The 15894-nt window shown below is 61.3% G+C and carries 6 protein-coding genes; 2 read left to right on the top strand and 4 right to left on the bottom strand.

The window, feature by feature from the left end; translation table 11 throughout:
* Window positions 1-87: 87 nt before the first annotated feature.
* Entirely contained in the window at window positions 88-2970 is a 2883-nt protein-coding gene (locus O3297_RS22070; RefSeq protein WP_305050129.1) for a TonB-dependent receptor, read from the bottom strand.
* A 484-nt stretch (window positions 2971-3454) separates the two neighbouring features.
* On the opposite strand from O3297_RS22070, the gene aroG reads away from it, so the two are divergent.
* Window positions 3455-4519 (top strand): 3-deoxy-7-phosphoheptulonate synthase AroG, encoded by a 1065-nt coding sequence (aroG, locus tag O3297_RS22065; protein ID WP_092612071.1) that lies wholly within the window; start codon window positions 3455-3457, stop codon window positions 4517-4519.
* 84 nt (window positions 4520-4603) lie between these two features.
* Here aroG and O3297_RS22060 read toward each other — a convergent pair whose 3' ends face one another.
* From O3297_RS22060 to O3297_RS22050, 3 genes are all read right to left on the bottom strand, one after another.
* The gene (locus O3297_RS22060) at window positions 4604-7423 is read right to left on the bottom strand and encodes a TonB-dependent receptor (RefSeq protein ID WP_305050128.1); all 2820 of its coding nucleotides are present in this window, start codon (window positions 7421-7423) and stop codon (window positions 4604-4606) included.
* Window positions 7424-7780: 357 nt separating this feature from the next.
* The gene (locus O3297_RS22055) at window positions 7781-10456 is read right to left on the bottom strand and encodes a TonB-dependent receptor (RefSeq protein WP_305050126.1); all 2676 of its coding nucleotides are present in this window, start codon (window positions 10454-10456) and stop codon (window positions 7781-7783) included.
* A 179-nt stretch (window positions 10457-10635) separates the two neighbouring features.
* Window positions 10636-13347 carry a TonB-dependent receptor gene (locus O3297_RS22050; protein WP_305050125.1) on the bottom strand — a complete coding sequence of 904 codons (2712 nt, stop codon included), beginning with the start codon at window positions 13345-13347 and terminating at the stop codon, window positions 10636-10638.
* Between the two features lie 697 nt (window positions 13348-14044).
* On the opposite strand from O3297_RS22050, the gene O3297_RS22045 reads away from it, so the two are divergent.
* Window positions 14045-15880 carry an ABC transporter substrate-binding protein gene (locus O3297_RS22045; RefSeq protein ID WP_225317200.1) on the top strand — a complete coding sequence of 612 codons (1836 nt, stop codon included), beginning with the start codon at window positions 14045-14047 and terminating at the stop codon, window positions 15878-15880.
* Window positions 15881-15894: the final 14 nt, after the last annotated feature.

Raw genomic sequence — 15894 nt, 5'->3', positions numbered from 1 at the left:
TGAAGTACAGCTGCGCTACTCAACCCAATATTGGGCTTGCTCTCTACGGTTCCTGAAACGCCTGATACGTTGAAAATATGACGAAATTCAGAATTTGTACTTCACCCCCGCGCTGATGAAGCGTCCCGCCGCGCCCGCGTAGTCGAGCGGGTTGTAGCCCGTGGCGCCATACGTGAGCGGATCGAGCGGGGCGATCTTGTCGAACAGGTTTTGCACCGTTGCAAACACTTCCAGCTTGGGCGTGGCCAGCCAGCGGGCCGTCAGGTCCACCGTGGTGAACGAGGCGATGCGGCAGCCGCGAGGGGCATCCGTGCCGTCGGCGAAATGCGTGGCGCAGCCGTCCGGGTCATTCTTGAACAGCACGTTGTCGAGCGGCGCGCGGTAGTTGACGTTGGCCGTGACCCGCCAGTTCTGGCGCTCCCAGGTGGCACCCAGGTTGATGCGGTCGTCCGGCGTGCCCATGCAGTTGGACACATCGCAATTGCCATGCGTGCCGGCAAAATCGCGCTGCGTGCCATCCTGCTCCGTGCGCAGCCATTTGTACAAGTGCGTCCATTTCAGGTCAAACACCAGGCTGCCATAGTCGTTGCCCAGGCTGAAGCGCTGGCGCGCGTCGATATCGATGCCGCGCACCGTCGTTTGCGCCGAATTCACATAATTGGCCAGCACGGCCGTGATGGCACCCGGATCGCCGGCGATGCCCGTGGCCGTCGAAGGGTCGCGTGCCACATGGCCTTCGGCGATGGCGGTGTCCGTTTGCTCCTGGTTGATTTCATTCTTGCGGCGGATTTGCCACAGATCCACGGAAATACTGGTGCGCGGCAGCGGGTCCCACACGGCGCCCACGGAATAGCTGCGCGAACGCTCGGGCGACAACTTGGGATTGGGCGACGTGATGACGGCGATGGAGGCGGGATCGCAAGCCACCTCCACGCCGAGCCCGCAGCGCAGCGGATCGCTGGCGGTGGAAAACGCGGCCAGGCCGCCGACGCCGTTTTCCGCCGCACTGGGGGCGCGGAAGCCCTTGGCGAAGGTGCCGCGCAGGGCCAGTTCGCGCACGGGCGTCCATTTCACGCCCGCTTTCGGTGTATAGGAATTGCCCACGTCAGTGAAATGGTCGGCGCGCAGGGCGCCCGACAGTTCCACGGTTTTCAGCACGGGCGCCAGCACCTCGGCATAGATGGCCGAGGCATTGCGGCTGCCCTTGTAGGCGGAATAGCCGAGGCCAATGATATTGCCCCGCTCCGTGCCCGTGGTAGGTTTCAGTTCCGTCGATTCGTGGCGGAATTCGGCGCCCACGGCCACGCCCAGGCCGCCGCCGTCCAGCTTGGCCACCTCGCGGCTGGCCTTGAAGTCGATCTGCGCGATATGCGTCTTGGCATCGTTGGAAATGCGCGGCGACAGGGCCGCGTACAGCTCGGCTGAGTTGAGGCTCGCGTTTTCCGCGATGCGCCACAGGCTGCCGGCCGGCAGGGCTGCATACGCGGGGTTCAGGCTGGCCGCCGCCACATTCGCGGCAGTCGGGTTGAGCAGGGCGAAGGCGACGTCGCGCTGCAGGTAGCCGTTCAAGTCGTTCGACACCTTGTTCTGCGAGTACAGCAAGGCGCTGTCGATATCCCAGCCCGCCACCGCGCCCTTGATGCCGGCGACAAAGCGCGTGAAGGTGGAATTGACTTCCGACAGGCGCGGCCCCACGTCGGCGGCCAGGTAGCGCAGCCGCGCCGCCGTGCCGAAATACGGATTGTCCGGGTGGGCGGCACCGAGCGACACGCCCGCATTGCTGACAGGGCCGCCCGGGTAGCCGACCGAGCCGCTGACCGTGGACGGCGTGGTGGCCGAGTGCGATTCGCTGTGATATACGTTCAATTCGGTATACGTCTGCAACGCTGGCGTCAGTTGCCAGGCGGCGCGGCCAAAGAAATTGATGTTCTTCTGTTTCGGCTGGATCTGGCCGTATTGTTGCGCAGCATCGGTCAGGCAGCCGCCGCCCGGGTCGCCTTGCGGATGCGTGGTGAAGTTGCCGCAGGCGGCGCCGGGGAAGGCGCGCGTAAAACCCGCGCCGGCGAGATTGCCGCGGTTGTAGTAGTCGAGCGTGTCGGGATTGCGCACATTGCCGTTGACGGCGCTGCCGGCCGCATTGTTGGTGGTGATGGCACCCGCGCCGCTGAGCGACTCCTGCGCGCTGAAGCCCAGGTCGCGCAAGTCGCTGCGGCCGACGGCCCCCCGCCCGGCCCGGTCGCGGTTCCAGATGGCGGCCTTTTCGCTGTATTCGAGATTCAGCAGCACGTTGTAGCGGTCGCTGTCGATGTCGCCGAAGCCGTGCGTGATGGCGGCGCGCGCGTCGCGCCCGTCCCATTCCTTGGTCTTGCCGTAATTGCCCTTGATGGCCGTGCCCTGGTAGTCGCGCCGCAGGATCACGTTGACCACGCCGGCGATGGCGTCCGAACCGTAGATGGCCGAGGCGCCATCCTTGAGGATTTCCACCCGTTCCACCGCTTCCAGGGGAATGATGTTCAGGTCGGCAAACACTTTCTGGCCATCGTCGGCCAGGCCATACGGCGCCACCCTGCGGCCATTCAGCAAGACCAGGGTCGAGGCCGTGCCCAGGCCCCGCAGCGACACGCCGGAAGCGCCGGCGGCAAAGCCGTTGCCGAAGGACGTGGGCACGGAACCCTGGTTGTCGACGGCCAGGGTCTGCAGCAGTTCGGCCACGCTGGACTTGCCCGACTTTTCAATGTCGGCCGCGTTCAGGGTTTGTACGGCCGAAGCCGTTTCCGCCTGCGCGCGGCGGATGTTCGAGCCGGTGATTTCCACGCGGGCAATCGGCGCGGCATCCTGCGCCAGGACGGGTAGACTCAGCAGCGCACTGGCCAGTGCCAGGCCCAGTCTGGGTGGTGAAAAGGTGGTGGACTGTAAGGATGGTGTCGGGATCATGCGGTTCTCCGGAAAGGTCAGGCAGTCAAAGGTCATCGATACGTCCTTGAGTTTTCTCCGTCCCGCGACGCTGGAATTGATCTAGATCAAGTAGTGCCCCGCTTCTAGTCGATAGAATGGCTGGCGTGGCGTGGTTGCCACGACGGACACAGCGGTGGCGTCCGGTATGCAGAGTCACAGCGCAGATGCACAGCGAGAGTCATAGCGCGCAACTTTTTATGCTTTTTTGCGTGTTGTGCAGTGTAAAAGGACGGTGGTATGCGGCTTTGCCGACAAATATGCTTGCCAACCCTTGCAATTTAGGTTTATAGTCGTTCATCACTTACGGATGACTCGCATGTTCGCTCGCCACTTTTTTACCGCTTATTTTTACTTTAGCAATTCCAACCCAAAGGCGGTGGAGTAGCGGTCGGTTCACGTAGCAGCAAAACGAGATCCCAGCAAATTCTAAAAAACCGCCACTCATGGCGGTTTTTTTTTACCCAGATGTTTTACCCATCCTTAAATTTTGGAGAAAATGATGCCCCGCACCGATGATTTGCGTATTCGCGAAATGAAGGAATTGACCCCGCCGTCCCACCTGATCCGCGAATTTGCCTGCTCGGAGCAAGCCGAACAGACCGCTGCCAGCGCCCGCATTGCCCTGCACCGTATCCTGCATGGCCAGGACGACCGCCTGATGGTGGTGATCGGGCCTTGCTCCATCCACGATACCAAGGCGGCCATGGAATATGCGCGTCTGCTGGTCAAGGAGCGCGCGCGTTTCGCGGGCGAACTGGAAATCGTCATGCGCGTGTACTTCGAGAAGCCGCGCACCACGGTGGGATGGAAGGGCCTGATCAACGATCCGTACATGGACAACAGCTTCCGCATCAACGACGGCTTGCGCATGGCGCGCGAACTGTTGCGCGATATCAATGAGCTGGGTTTGCCGGCTGGCACCGAGTTCCTCGACGTGATCAGCCCGCAATACATCGCCGACCTGATCAGCTGGGGCGCCATCGGCGCGCGCACGACGGAATCGCAGGTGCACCGCGAGCTGGCGTCGGGGCTGTCCTGTCCGGTCGGCTTCAAGAATGGCACGGACGGCAATGTGAAGATCGCCGTGGAAGCCATCAAGGCCGCCTCGCAGCCGCACCATTTTCTTTCCGTCACGAAGGGCGGCCACTCGGCCATCGTCTCGACCAACGGCAACGAGGATTGCCACATCATCTTGCGCGGCGGGAAAACCCCGAACTATGACGCGGCCAGCGTGGACGAGGCGTGCAAGGCCATCGCGGCACAAGGCCTGGCGGCGCGCCTGATGATCGACGCCTCGCATGCGAACAGCTCGAAAAAACCGGAAAACCAGATCCCCGTGTGCGCCGACATCGCCAGCCAGGTGGCGGCGGGCGATGGCCGCATCGTTGGCGTGATGGTGGAATCGCACCTGGTGGCGGGACGCCAGGATTTGATCCCGGGCAAGGAATTGATCTATGGCCAGTCTGTCACGGATGGCTGCATCGACTGGAGCGCCAGCGTGGCCGTGCTGGAAAACCTGGCGGCGGCCGTCAAGCAGCGCCGCTTGCAGGGCGACGCGGAATAACGTGGCGCGCAGCATGAAAAAAAGCCCGGAAAGCTAAGCTTTCCGGGCTTTTTCAGTTTTCAGCCGAGAGCAGATGCAATCAGCTTAGAACTTGTAGGAACCGCTCAGGTAGAACTGGCGGCCCAGGGCGCTCGAGTACGATGGGTTGTAGCCCACTTGATGCGAACCCGTGTTGCGCAGTGTGAACGGCGGGTTGCGGTCGAACAGGTTCAGGATGCCGCCCGTGATTTCCACGTTCTTCAAAGGACGGTAAGCCGTCTGGAAGTCGAACGTGGTGTAGCTTGGCACTTCCAGCTGGATGCCATAGCATTCGCCAGGGCTGCCGGCCACGATGACGGCGCAGTCGTCCGCCGTCTGTTCCTTGTCCGTGTAGCCGTTGCGGTAGCTGGCGCTTAGCGTATGCGTGAACTTGGCCGTCTCATACGTGGTGCTGGCGCGGATGATGTTGCGGAAGCTGACCTTGTCGTTCGAACCGTAGCGGTTCAGGCTGGTTTCCCATTGATCATCGGTGCCTGGCGTCGTGTAGCGCGAACGCAGCAGGTAGGTACCCATCAGGCGGCTCGTCAGGCGACCGTCCAGCAGCTTCATCTTGTGGGTGAAGTCGTAGTCGATACCGCGGTTTTCCACTTTGCCGATGTTGATAGGCAGCAGTTTGATGGCCAGCACATCCTTGCCCGTCGAGCTGATGTGCTTGGTGGTGAACAGGTTGGCGTACTTGGCTGGATCGTTGAAGATCAGGCCTTCCGACACGGCCGTCACCTGATCGCGGATTTCCACGTTCCACAGGTCGAACGACATCGACAGGCTATCGATCGGTTCGAAGACGGTGCCGATGCTCCACTGTTTCGACGTTTCCGGCTTCAGGTCAGGATTGCCACCCTGGAAGGCTTCAAACTGCTGGCGTCCCACGCCACTGCAGTAGCTGGCCAGCGGATGGCCGCCCATGCCGTTGGCTGCAGTCAGCGGGCATTGATAGTTGCCACCGGTAACACCCCAGTCTTCCAATGGACCAGCGATTTCCTGCATGCTGGCGGCGCGGAAGCCGGTGCCGGCAGCAGCGCGGAACATCAGATTCTTGGCGGCCGAGTATTTGCCGCTGACTTTCCAGGTGGTGGCGTTTTCTTTCTTGCCAACCGTCTTGCCCGTCAGCTTGTCATCGATGGAGCCGATCTGGTCATAACGCAGCGAGCCCGTCATTTCCAGCTTCTTCGAGATCGGCAGCATCAGTTCGGCATACGCGCCGGCGTTGTCGCGTGCGTATTCGCTGTCGACTTGCTGATTGTCAAACAGGATCTGCGCCTGCTTGGCGACGTCCGCCTGTTGCACCTTGTACGAGGTATTGCGGTAGTCGGCGCCGATACCCAGCATCGCGGTGCCGCCTGGCAGCGAGAAGACAGGACGCGAAGCGCGGCCGTCGATGCCCTTCATTTCCACGGTCTGCGTGTTGTAGGTGCCGCTGAAGCCGGTGCCCAGCAGGGCCTGGCGCATGGAATCGGGCATGCTGCCGACGGGGTAGGCGAATGGGTCGATATTGCCGGCAGCCACTTGCGCGTCAAACTTGTCCGACAGCGGGAAGCCGCTGACGTAGTCTTGCGTCTGCTTGTTTTTCGAGTACGTCACCGCCGAGTTGATATCCCAGCCGAACGCGTTGCCATCGATGCCGGCGACGATGTGGGTGGCCTTGGTGCCATAGTCATATACGCGGTTGCCCATTTCCGACAGGCGGTATTTGGCGATGGCGCCCGTGGCGTTGGCCAGTTGCTCCGGCGTCAGCCCCGGTGCCAGGTATTTATTGAACAGCGGCGAGCCGACGGGGACCGAGAAGTCGGCCGGATACGGCGCGATGCTGGCGATGATGCGCGCTTCCGTGTAGGCCAGGTCATAGAAGCCCTGGAAGCCTGTATTGCCCAGCTTGACGCTACCGGAGCTGAACAGCGAGTCGCGCTTCGATTCCGGATTGATTTCGATGGTCGATGGCGAATCGAAATAGCAGTTGCCGTCGCCATAGAAGTCCATATTGCTGGCGGCGCATTTGCCGCCGTTGGCCAGCGCATAGGGATTCAGGTTGACGGACTTGCTGACGGTCTTGCCCGTGGCCGGGTCGATGGCGTTGTAATCGACGGTGGCGTTGGCTGGCGCGGAGCGCGAGGACCCATTGATGAACTGCAATTTCTGGCCGTTTTTCGGGTCCGTGAAATTGATGATGCCGCTCTTGGCGAAGCTGCGCTGTGATGCTTTCAGCGATTTTTGCTCGTCATGGCTGGCCGACACGAAGATGCTGTAACCGTCGTCGTCGATGTCGCCGAAGCCCTTGCTGATCGAGAACGAGTTGCTGGCGCCGCCCGATTCTTCAGGACGCGAGTACTTGGCGTTGATTTCCAGCGGCGATGCGCCTTTTTTCAGGATGAAGTTGACCACGCCGGCGATGGCGTCGGCGCCATACAGGGCCGAGGCGCCGTCGGTCAGCACTTCCACGCGTTCGATGGCCGACAGCGGAATCGAGTTCAGGTCGATGGTGGTGCCCGAATTGGACGGCGCAATGCGGCGGCCGTTCAGCAGCACCAGCGTGTAGGCTGCACCGATATCGTGGATCGATGCCGTGGTGACGCCGCCACCGCCGCCGCCCACCGAATCGGCGGCCACGGAGAAGCCCTGCATCGCGGGGATTTGCTGGATGAAATCGGTGACCGTGCTGACGCCAGTTTTCTTGATGTCTTTCTGGTTGAACGATTGCACCGGCAGCGACGCTTCGGAAGCGATGCGCTTGATGCTCGAACCGGTGACTTCCACGCGCTGCATGGTGCCATCTGTTGTTTCTTGTGCATACGCGGCGTGCATGCTCAGGGCCATGCCGCCTGCAAACATCAGGCGCAGCGACCGCGATATTACATTTTCTATCATCATCTGAAATTCCTTGTTATTGTGATAAAGGCGGCAATTATTTTGAAATAACTTGTTGCTAACCAACAATTTATTTGCCTTTTTGAAAATCCACCAATGAAAATTCTGTAAATTTTCAGGTCCCTCATCAAAACATTCACGATTCAGATTGTCAATTTCGCGCGGACTTTTTGGACGAAATGCAACATTTCCCTGTTTTTTTTATAATCCTTCAGTAATAAAGTATCGCGAACCCTTGTCAGACTTGCTCAGATGCGTAAAATAAAACGGCGCACATCATCGCTGATGGCGCCGCTTTTCTGTTGCTGGTACGCTGTTGCCAGCGCTGCCTGTTTTATTTGCCGATCTGAATTTCTCCCCTTAAAACGTATAGCTGCCGCGCAGGTACCAGGCGCGCCCGATCGGGTCCGTATAGCGCGGGTCATAGCCTTTCTGGAACAAGGTGCCCTGGTTCGAAAACGGCGGCTCCTTGTCCAGCAGGTTCTTCACGCCGGCCGTCAGCAGCAAGCCTTTCCACGCATAGCTGCCCGACAGTCCAAGCAGGCTGTACGAGGGCACATCGTGCCGGTATGGCGGCGCGACCAGATTCTGGTCCGTGTAGCCGGACTTGAACGATTGCGACAAGGTGGCGCCCCAGTTACCCTTGCGCCAGTTCAGCGCCGCCGTATGCTTCCAGCGAAACACGGGATTGTTGTCCGCATAGCGGCCCACGTTGGCGATGAAGGCGCCGCCGCGCTCGTTCTGGTAGTCGTACTTGCGGGTCCACGTGCCATCGACGGATACGCTGACATCGCCATACGCGCCGCGTCCCAGCCGCGCATTCAGGCTGACATCGATGCCGTCCGTTTTCACTTCACCGAGGTTGTCGTTCAGGTCGAGAATGGCGTAGGGCGAACCGTCGGGATTGCGCAGGAACAAGGCCTTGTATTTCTCGTAGTTGCCGAAGATCGATTGCTCGGGCAAGGATGCAATCTTGTCCTTCAGATGGATGTTCCAGTAATCGATGGCCACCGTCACTTCCTTCACTGGTTCGAGCACCAGGCCGAAGGCGAAGGTGGTGGATTTTTCCGGTTTCAGGTTTTCATTGCCGCCTTGTAGCTTGAACTGCTGCAAGTCGCAATCGCGCAAGGGATTGGCACCGGGCTGCGGCACGCCACCGGGGCACAAGATCGGGTCGTCATAGCTATCGTTGGTATCGTTCTTCGACGGCGGCGCATTCTTTTCAAACAGGGTGGGGGCGCGGAAACCCGTGCTGGCCGAGCCGCGCAGCACCAGCGCGCTGCTGGCCTGGTAGCGCAGGGCCAGCTTGGGATTGGTGGTGCTGCCCACGTCGCTGTAATGGTCGAAACGGGCGGCCAGCTGCACTTCCAGGTCCTTGATCAGCGGCAAGTTGATTTCGCCGAAGACGGCCTGGATCGTGCGCGCGCCGCTCTTCGACAGCGAGCCGGACAAGCCGGAACTGGCGGCTTGGCCGGCGATATCGCGGTTCACGTTGAAGTCGGCCTTTTCGCGCCGCACTTCGCCGCCGAGCGCGATGGCCAGCGGGCCGCCGGCCAGCTGCATCAGGTCGCGGCTGCCCTTGAGGTCGACACCCGTGGTGGTGACCTTGGCGTTCTGCACTTCGCCGCGCAGGGCCGTGCTGGCCAGGTAAGCCTTGCCGGCCGCATCCTGCACGCCAAACGGGTTCAGGATGCCGTTCAGCACGCCAGCGGCAAAGCCCGCATCCTGCACATAGCCGTTCGTGAACTTTTCCGACGACTTGCTGATCGCATGGCTGAGCGCCGTCTTGTAATCCCAGCCCGCCAGTTCGCCTTCCAGCGCCAGCACCAGGCGGTCGGCCTTGCCGGTGGAATCGATTTGCCGCTGGCCTGCCTCGACGGGACGCCAGTTGACGCTCAGGGGCTGGCCCGACAAGCCGGGCTGGGCTGGCACGCCACCCGCATTGCCCGGATAGTAGGGGCTGGTGCTGGGCAGGATCAAGCCCGTTTGCGGCGGCGGCGCCGTGCGCGCCTTGACCTTGTTTTCCGAATGCAGATATTCCAGCGTGGCCAGGTGGCCACCACCGAGCTTGAAGGCGCCCTTGCCGAAGAGCGCCAGTTGTTGCTGGGCAGGCAAGTCGTCAATCTGGCGCGTGTAATCCTGGCGGCAAGTGCCATTCGCCGGCACGGCCGGCACCGACAGCGGCGGCAGGCAGCCGCTGGCCGCGTAGGGGTTGCCAGCCAGGCCGTCGCCGCCGTTGGCCGCCGCATCGAAGTAGTTGCCGGGGAAAGTCGTGCCACTGGTAATGGACAGGCCGCGCGAGGGAACGATGCCGGTGGCCGAGAAGGCGCGGTCCTGCGAGGTCAGCACTTTTTGCTTGTGATAGTCGAGCACGCCAAAAATATTGTAGCCATCGGTGTCGAGCTCGCCATAGCCCGTCGACAGGTTGATGCGGTGCTCGCCGCCGCCCTTGTGCTGTGGGGCAACGACCTCGGCGGTGATATTCGTGACGTTGACGGAGCGCTTCGTGATGAAGTTGATGACGCCGCCGATGGCGTCCGTGCCGTAGATGGCCGAGGCGCCGTCGCGCAGCACTTCGACCCGTTCCAGGGCGGCGATGGGAATGATGTTCAGGTCGACGCTGGCGCCGTCATACGGATGGTTGGCGATGCGCCGGCCATTGAGCAGCACCAGCGTCTTGTCGCCGCCCAGACCGCGCAAGTCGGCGCTGGCCTGGCCGCCCGTGGGCAAGCCGCTGGTATTGCCGCCGACGGCATTGCCGCTGCCCATGCTCGACGCATTCGAGGGGATCCTGCCCAGCACTTCCTGGGCCGTCGTCAAGCCCTGCTTGGCGAAATCCTCGGCCTTGAAGATGGACAGGGGCGTCGCCGTTTCCGAGACGAGGCGCTTGATGGAGGAACCGGTGACTTCGACTCTTTGCATGGCGGGCGTGCCGGCTGCGTCGGTTTCCTGCGCCATGGCCGCATGGCCGAATGCGCCGAGCAAGGCTGCGCACAGCAGGCGCAAGGTAGGGGAGGGACTGCGGGTTTGCGTCATCTGACACTCCTGTGGCATGGTCATGGGCCAAGTGGCTTGCAAGGGAGTTTTACAGGCGCGCAGGAGATAAGGTTTGCGCTGGCGCAATAGGCGTGTGGATGAGTGAACTGGCGCCACAGTCGCCGACGAAAAAAAGGCGGTGATTGCTCACCGCCTCGCGTCAGGATGCCTGTGCCAGCTTAGAAGAACTTGTAGCTGGCGCCCAGTTTGAAGTAGCGGCCGATGGCGCCGCTGGCATCCATCGGGTTGTAGCTCATGCCGCCGTAGGTCAGCGGGTCGAGCGGAGCGATCTTGTCGGTCACGTTGTTGATCGAGGCAAACAGTTGCAACTGTTTGTTGACGTTCCAACGGGAGGACAGGTCGAGCGTGGTGAACGAGGCGAGCTTGCAACCGTTCGGCGCCGGTGTGCCGTTCGCCAGTTTGGAAGCGCAAGGGTCGCCTTCAAACTTGATATTTTTCATGTCCGAACGGTAGTTCAGCACGCCGCTGACGTTCCAGTTGCCCAGGTCCCACGAGCCGGTGAGATTGATCTTGTCCTTCGGCGTGCCGGCGCAGTTGGAGGTATCGCAATTGCCGTGCGTGCCGGCGAACTGGTAGCGCACAGTGGACGACTCGGCCCGCACCCATGAGGCGATGTGGGTCCAGGTCAGGCCGAACGTGGCGCGGCCGTAGTCGCCCAGGCGCACGCGCTGCTTGACGTCCAGGTCGATACCCTTGATCTCCGTAAAGCTGGAGTTGCGGTACGGTGCCTTGGTGATCAGCAAAGTGCCCGTGTTCGGCGTGACGACGCCATTGATGGTCAGGTTGTTGTCGGAACGGATGGCGGTCGGCAGGGCGGCCGCCTCGTTGTACGGCAGCGGATTGATCTCGTTTTCACGCTTGATTTTCCAGGCATCGAGCGACAGGCTGGTATCGTTGAACGGATCCCACACCAGGCCCAGGGTGTAGCCCTTGGATTTTTCCGGCTTCAGGCTGGGGTCGCCGACCTTGACGGCCGCCACTTGCAGTTCGCAGTCGCTGGCATTGGCACCCGGCAGGCGGTTGCCGCCAGGGCAGCGCACGGGATCGGTCACGGTCGAGGTACCCGTGGATTGCGAATCGGCATTGCTTTCGGCGGGGCCTGGGGCGCGGAAGCCTTCCGAATACGTGCCGCGCACGGCGAAGGTTTTCAGCGGCGTCCACTTGGCGCCCAGTTTCGGCGTGGTCGACGAGAAACGGTCGTATTTGTCGTAACGCAAGGCCCCCGACAGTTCCACCGTCTTGATCACGGGTGCCAGCACTTCGAGGAACACGGCCGAGACCTTGCTGTCGCCCTTGGCCGCCACGTAACTGGCGTTGATGGAGCCGTCTTCCGTGCCCGTCAGGGAGGGATTGTCGAGCTTGTCGCGGCGGTGTTCCGCGCCCACGGCCAGACCCAGGGCGCCGCCCGGCAACTGCATCAGTTCTCGCGTGGCCTTGACGTCGATGATGTCGAGCTTGGTCGTGGAATCGGAGGTGGCGTTCGTTACCATGGCCGCGTACAGCGAGGCGGGATTCTTGTTTGCCTGCGCCCCGATGTAGTATGGGAAATACGGGTTTTTTGGACTGGAATCGCCCAAGGCCGCCTTGACGACGGCCATGTTCAGCATGTTGCTGTAATCGAGGTGCAGCTTCGATTCCGAATGCGTATAGCCGGCATCGTAGTCCCAGCCCATGGCATTGCCCTTGACGCCGAGCACGATGCGGTTGAACTCGTTGTTGGCCTTGCGCGTGCTGGGGCCGACGTCGAAAGCCTGGTAGCGCACGCGCACCGGCACGCCATACGGATTTTGCGGGTGGTTGGCCGCCAGCACGATGCTGGTGCCGCTGCCGCTAGCGTAGTTGATGACGCCCGCCTTGTTGCCGGCATTCGGCGGGAAGGCGACGGTGGGCGTGACCGATGGCGGGATCATGGTGAACGCCGTATCGCGTTTCGAGTAGCCCGCTTCCGCATATACCTGGGTGTCGGCATTGACTTGCCAGGTACCGCGCGTGTACAGGTTAACCGATTCGATCTTCGGCTGCATCGAACGGAACTGGTCGTGGTGCCACACGCAGCCGCCTTTCGGATCTTGCGGCGAAGACACGGACAAGGTGGAGCAACCGGGCAGGGAGACATAGTTGTTGGTGACGGGGTCGCGGATCAGGCCTGTCGGCGCGGCATTCGCATCGTTGTTGCTATTTATATAGCCGCCGGCGAACTGGGTGTTGATCGCATAGCCATACGGGCGCAGGTCGCCCTTGCCTATCCATTTGCGACCGGCGCGGTCGCTGTTCATCAGCATGTCCGATTTGCTGTATTCGGCATTGACGACGAAGTTGAATTTATCCGTGTCCAGGTTGCCTTTGCCGAAGGTCAGCGAGGCGCGGTGCTGTTTGGCGTCGCTGTCGCCGGAGATGCCCGTGTCGCCCTTAAGGGTCAGGCCTTCGAAGTCCTTGCGCAGGATGATGTTGACGACGCCGGCGATGGCGTCCGCGCCGTAGGTGGACGAAGCGCCATCCTTGAGGATTTCGATGCGTTCGACGATCTGCATCGGCACGGTGGACAGGTCGGTAAAGCTCTTCTGGCCATCGTCGGCGCGCGCGAACGGGGCCATGCGGCGGCCATTGAGCAAGACCAGGGTCGAGGTGGCGCCCAGGCCGCGCAGCGAGATGGCCGTGGAGCCGGCGGCAAAACCGTTGCCGAAGCCCGTCGGCAAGGAACCCGCGCCATCGGCGGTGAGGGTTTGCAGGTATTCGGCGACGGTGGCCTTGCCCGATTTCATCAAGTCGTCGCGGGTGATCAGCTGTACCGGCGATGCGGTCTCGGCCGTGGCTCGTTTGATGCTCGAGCCGGTAATTTCCACACGTTGCACATTGGCGTCTTGCGCCATTGCCGGCGCAGCCATCATGCCAAGGCTGAGCGCTGCTACGCTACCCGAAAAAATCAGGCGTACGGAGCGGGATATCACTGTTTCCATCATCATTCTCTGAACTCCGAAAGTAAGCTCGGCTGGCCTTCGTGCGGCACAGCTTTGCCAGGGTGATAAAGATTGCTGCGTCGGCAATCGCTGTGGATAAGGCGGCATTTTTATAAGTGCCGTCATCGATAAGACCACTTGCCGAGAAACCTTGTCAACGCGCACACATGCTCTTTCAGCATGGAAACAACAGTGTTTTTTATAATGTTGATGTGTTTCAATATGTGCAATTATTTTAATGTTGCACTGCGCCGCATATTTTCCGTACTGCCATAAAAACCGTTGTCATTCTGGGCCGTAAGGGTTTCTACCAAGTCGGTTTTTCATGGTGGTGAGCCGCCTTTGTTGCACTGCGGAAGATTTCCTCCACGAGGCAGGCGGGCGTGGCTGCGTGCCACGCCCTTGCTGCGGCTTTTCGCCCGGCGAACAAAATATGCGTTATCGTTACGCCTTTTTCCAGCTCGCCCGCATGCGGACGGGGCGGACGATGAACAAGGCATAGATCTTGCGAGGATGGACTGGTTTTGGCGGTGGAATCCTGTATCCCAGGGGGAAGCCAGTACAAGCGCACCAATACGGTGCGACAGATAATCGAGATGAAGGGTATTACATGAAGTCACCATGGATGCGGCGCGTGGCGCTGCTCGCCTGCCTGGCCACCCTGCCGCTGGCGGCCGTTGCCGCCGATGCCCCAAGCGCCGCGGCCGCGCCGGTCAAAACCTTGCGCTATATCCTGCCGGCCGCCGAGACGGGCTTCGATCCGGCCACCGCGCGCGACCTGTATTCGAACCACATCACGCAGGCCGTCTTCGACACCCTGTACACCTATGATTATCTGGCGCGCCCCGTCAAGGTGGTGCCCGGCGCGGCCGCGGCCATGCCGGAAGTGTCGGCCGACGGCAAGACCTACACCATCCGCCTGAAAAAAGGCATCCTGTTCACGCCCGACGCCGCGTTTGGCGGCAAGCGCCGCGAACTGACGATGGCCGACTACGTGTATTCGTGGAAGCGCCTGTTCGACCCGCGCCTGGCCTCGCCGCACAGCTGGCTGTTCGAAGGCAAGGTGGTGGGGCTGGACGACCTGGCCAAGGAAGCGGCCAAGGCGAACAAGCTGGACTTCAGCAAGAAGGTGGCCGGCCTGGAAATTCTCGATCCGTACACCTTGCGCATCACGCTGACCAAGACCGATTTCAACTTCCCCATGATCCTCGCCTACGTGCCGACGGCCGCCGTGGCGCGCGAAGTGGTGGACAAATACGGCGACGTGAAGGGCGAAGTGGGCTCGAATCCCGTCGGCACCGGCTACTACACGCTCGGTGAATGGACGCGCGGCAACCGCATCGTCCTGAACCGCAACCCGCAGCACTTGCCGGAAACGTGGAATTTCATGGCCGGCGACGACCCGGACGACCAGCGCATCGTGCGCCAGATGCAGGGCAAGCGCATTCCTGCCATCGACCGCATCGAAATTTCCGTGATGATCGAAGACCAGTCGCGCTGGCTGTCCTTCCAGAGCGGCGGCACGGACGTGTTCTGGCTCGACGGTCCGCTGGCGCCGAAAGCATTGCTGAACGGCAAGCTGCGTCCCGAGCTGGCGGAAAAGGGCGTGCAACTGTCGCGCTTGCTGGATCCCGAGATCAGCTATTACTACTGGAATATGGAAGACCCGACCCTCGGCGGCTTCAGCAAGGAAAAGATCGCCCTGCGCCGCGCCATTGCCATGGCGCACAATATCGATGAAGAAATCCGCATCATCTGGAATGGCCAGGCCAAGCGCCTCGACTATCCGATCCCGCCTGGCGTCGTCGGCTACGATCCGCACTACAAATCCCTGCTGCAATACGATCCCGTGCTGGCGAACAAACTGCTGGATAAATTCGGCTACAAGAAGGGCGCCGATGGCTGGCGTACTTTGCCTGACGGCAAACCGCTGCTGATCCGCTACGCTTCGCGCAATGAAGCCAATGGCGTGCTGCAGGCGGAAATGTGGCGCAAGACCTACAACTCGCTGGGCATCCGCATGGAAAACGACCGCATGATCTTTTCCGACATTTTAAAGACGGAAAAGCAGTGCAAGATGCAGACGCGCACGGCGCCGTGGCTGGCCGATTATCCGGACGGCGACAACTTCATGCAGCTGTTCTACGGTCCGAACACGCACCAGAACAACAATGGCTGCTACCAGGATCCCGAGTACGATAAATGGTACGCGGCCAGCCAGGCCATGCCTGCCAGCCCCGAGCGCGACGAGCTGTTCCACAAGATGGCGCGCCGCCTGGAAGTGAACGCGGGCGCCCTGATCGGCTATGCGCGCTACCGCAACATGCTGGCGCAAAAGTCGGTGCAGGGCTACAAGAAGCACCCGATCCTGTTCCAGGAATGGGCGTACATGGATATCGACAGCACGGGTACGCCGGTTGTTACTCCGGCTCCCGCCAGCAAATAAGCGCGGCTTATAAC

This window comes from Janthinobacterium sp. SUN128 (assembly GCF_030587275.1).
GTDB classification, from domain to species: Bacteria; Pseudomonadota; Gammaproteobacteria; order Burkholderiales; family Burkholderiaceae_D; genus Janthinobacterium; species Janthinobacterium lividum.
This window is presented reverse-complemented; position numbering and strand designations above follow the sequence as displayed.

What these genes read in the sequence shown, in the direction of transcription:
- O3297_RS22045 (WP_225317200.1), top strand. Translation starts at nt 14,045, where the DNA reads ATGAAGTCACCATGGATGCGGCGCGTGGCGCTGCTCGCCTGCCTGGCC.
- O3297_RS22060 (WP_305050128.1), bottom strand. Translation starts at nt 7,423, where the DNA reads ATGATGATAGAAAATGTAATATCGCGGTCGCTGCGCCTGATGTTTGCA.
- aroG (WP_092612071.1), top strand. Translation starts at nt 3,455, where the DNA reads ATGCCCCGCACCGATGATTTGCGTATTCGCGAAATGAAGGAATTGACC.
- O3297_RS22070 (WP_305050129.1), bottom strand. Translation starts at nt 2,970, where the DNA reads ATGACCTTTGACTGCCTGACCTTTCCGGAGAACCGCATGATCCCGACA.
- O3297_RS22050 (WP_305050125.1), bottom strand. Translation starts at nt 13,347, where the DNA reads ATGGCGCAAGACGCCAATGTGCAACGTGTGGAAATTACCGGCTCGAGC.
- O3297_RS22055 (WP_305050126.1), bottom strand. Translation starts at nt 10,456, where the DNA reads ATGACGCAAACCCGCAGTCCCTCCCCTACCTTGCGCCTGCTGTGCGCA.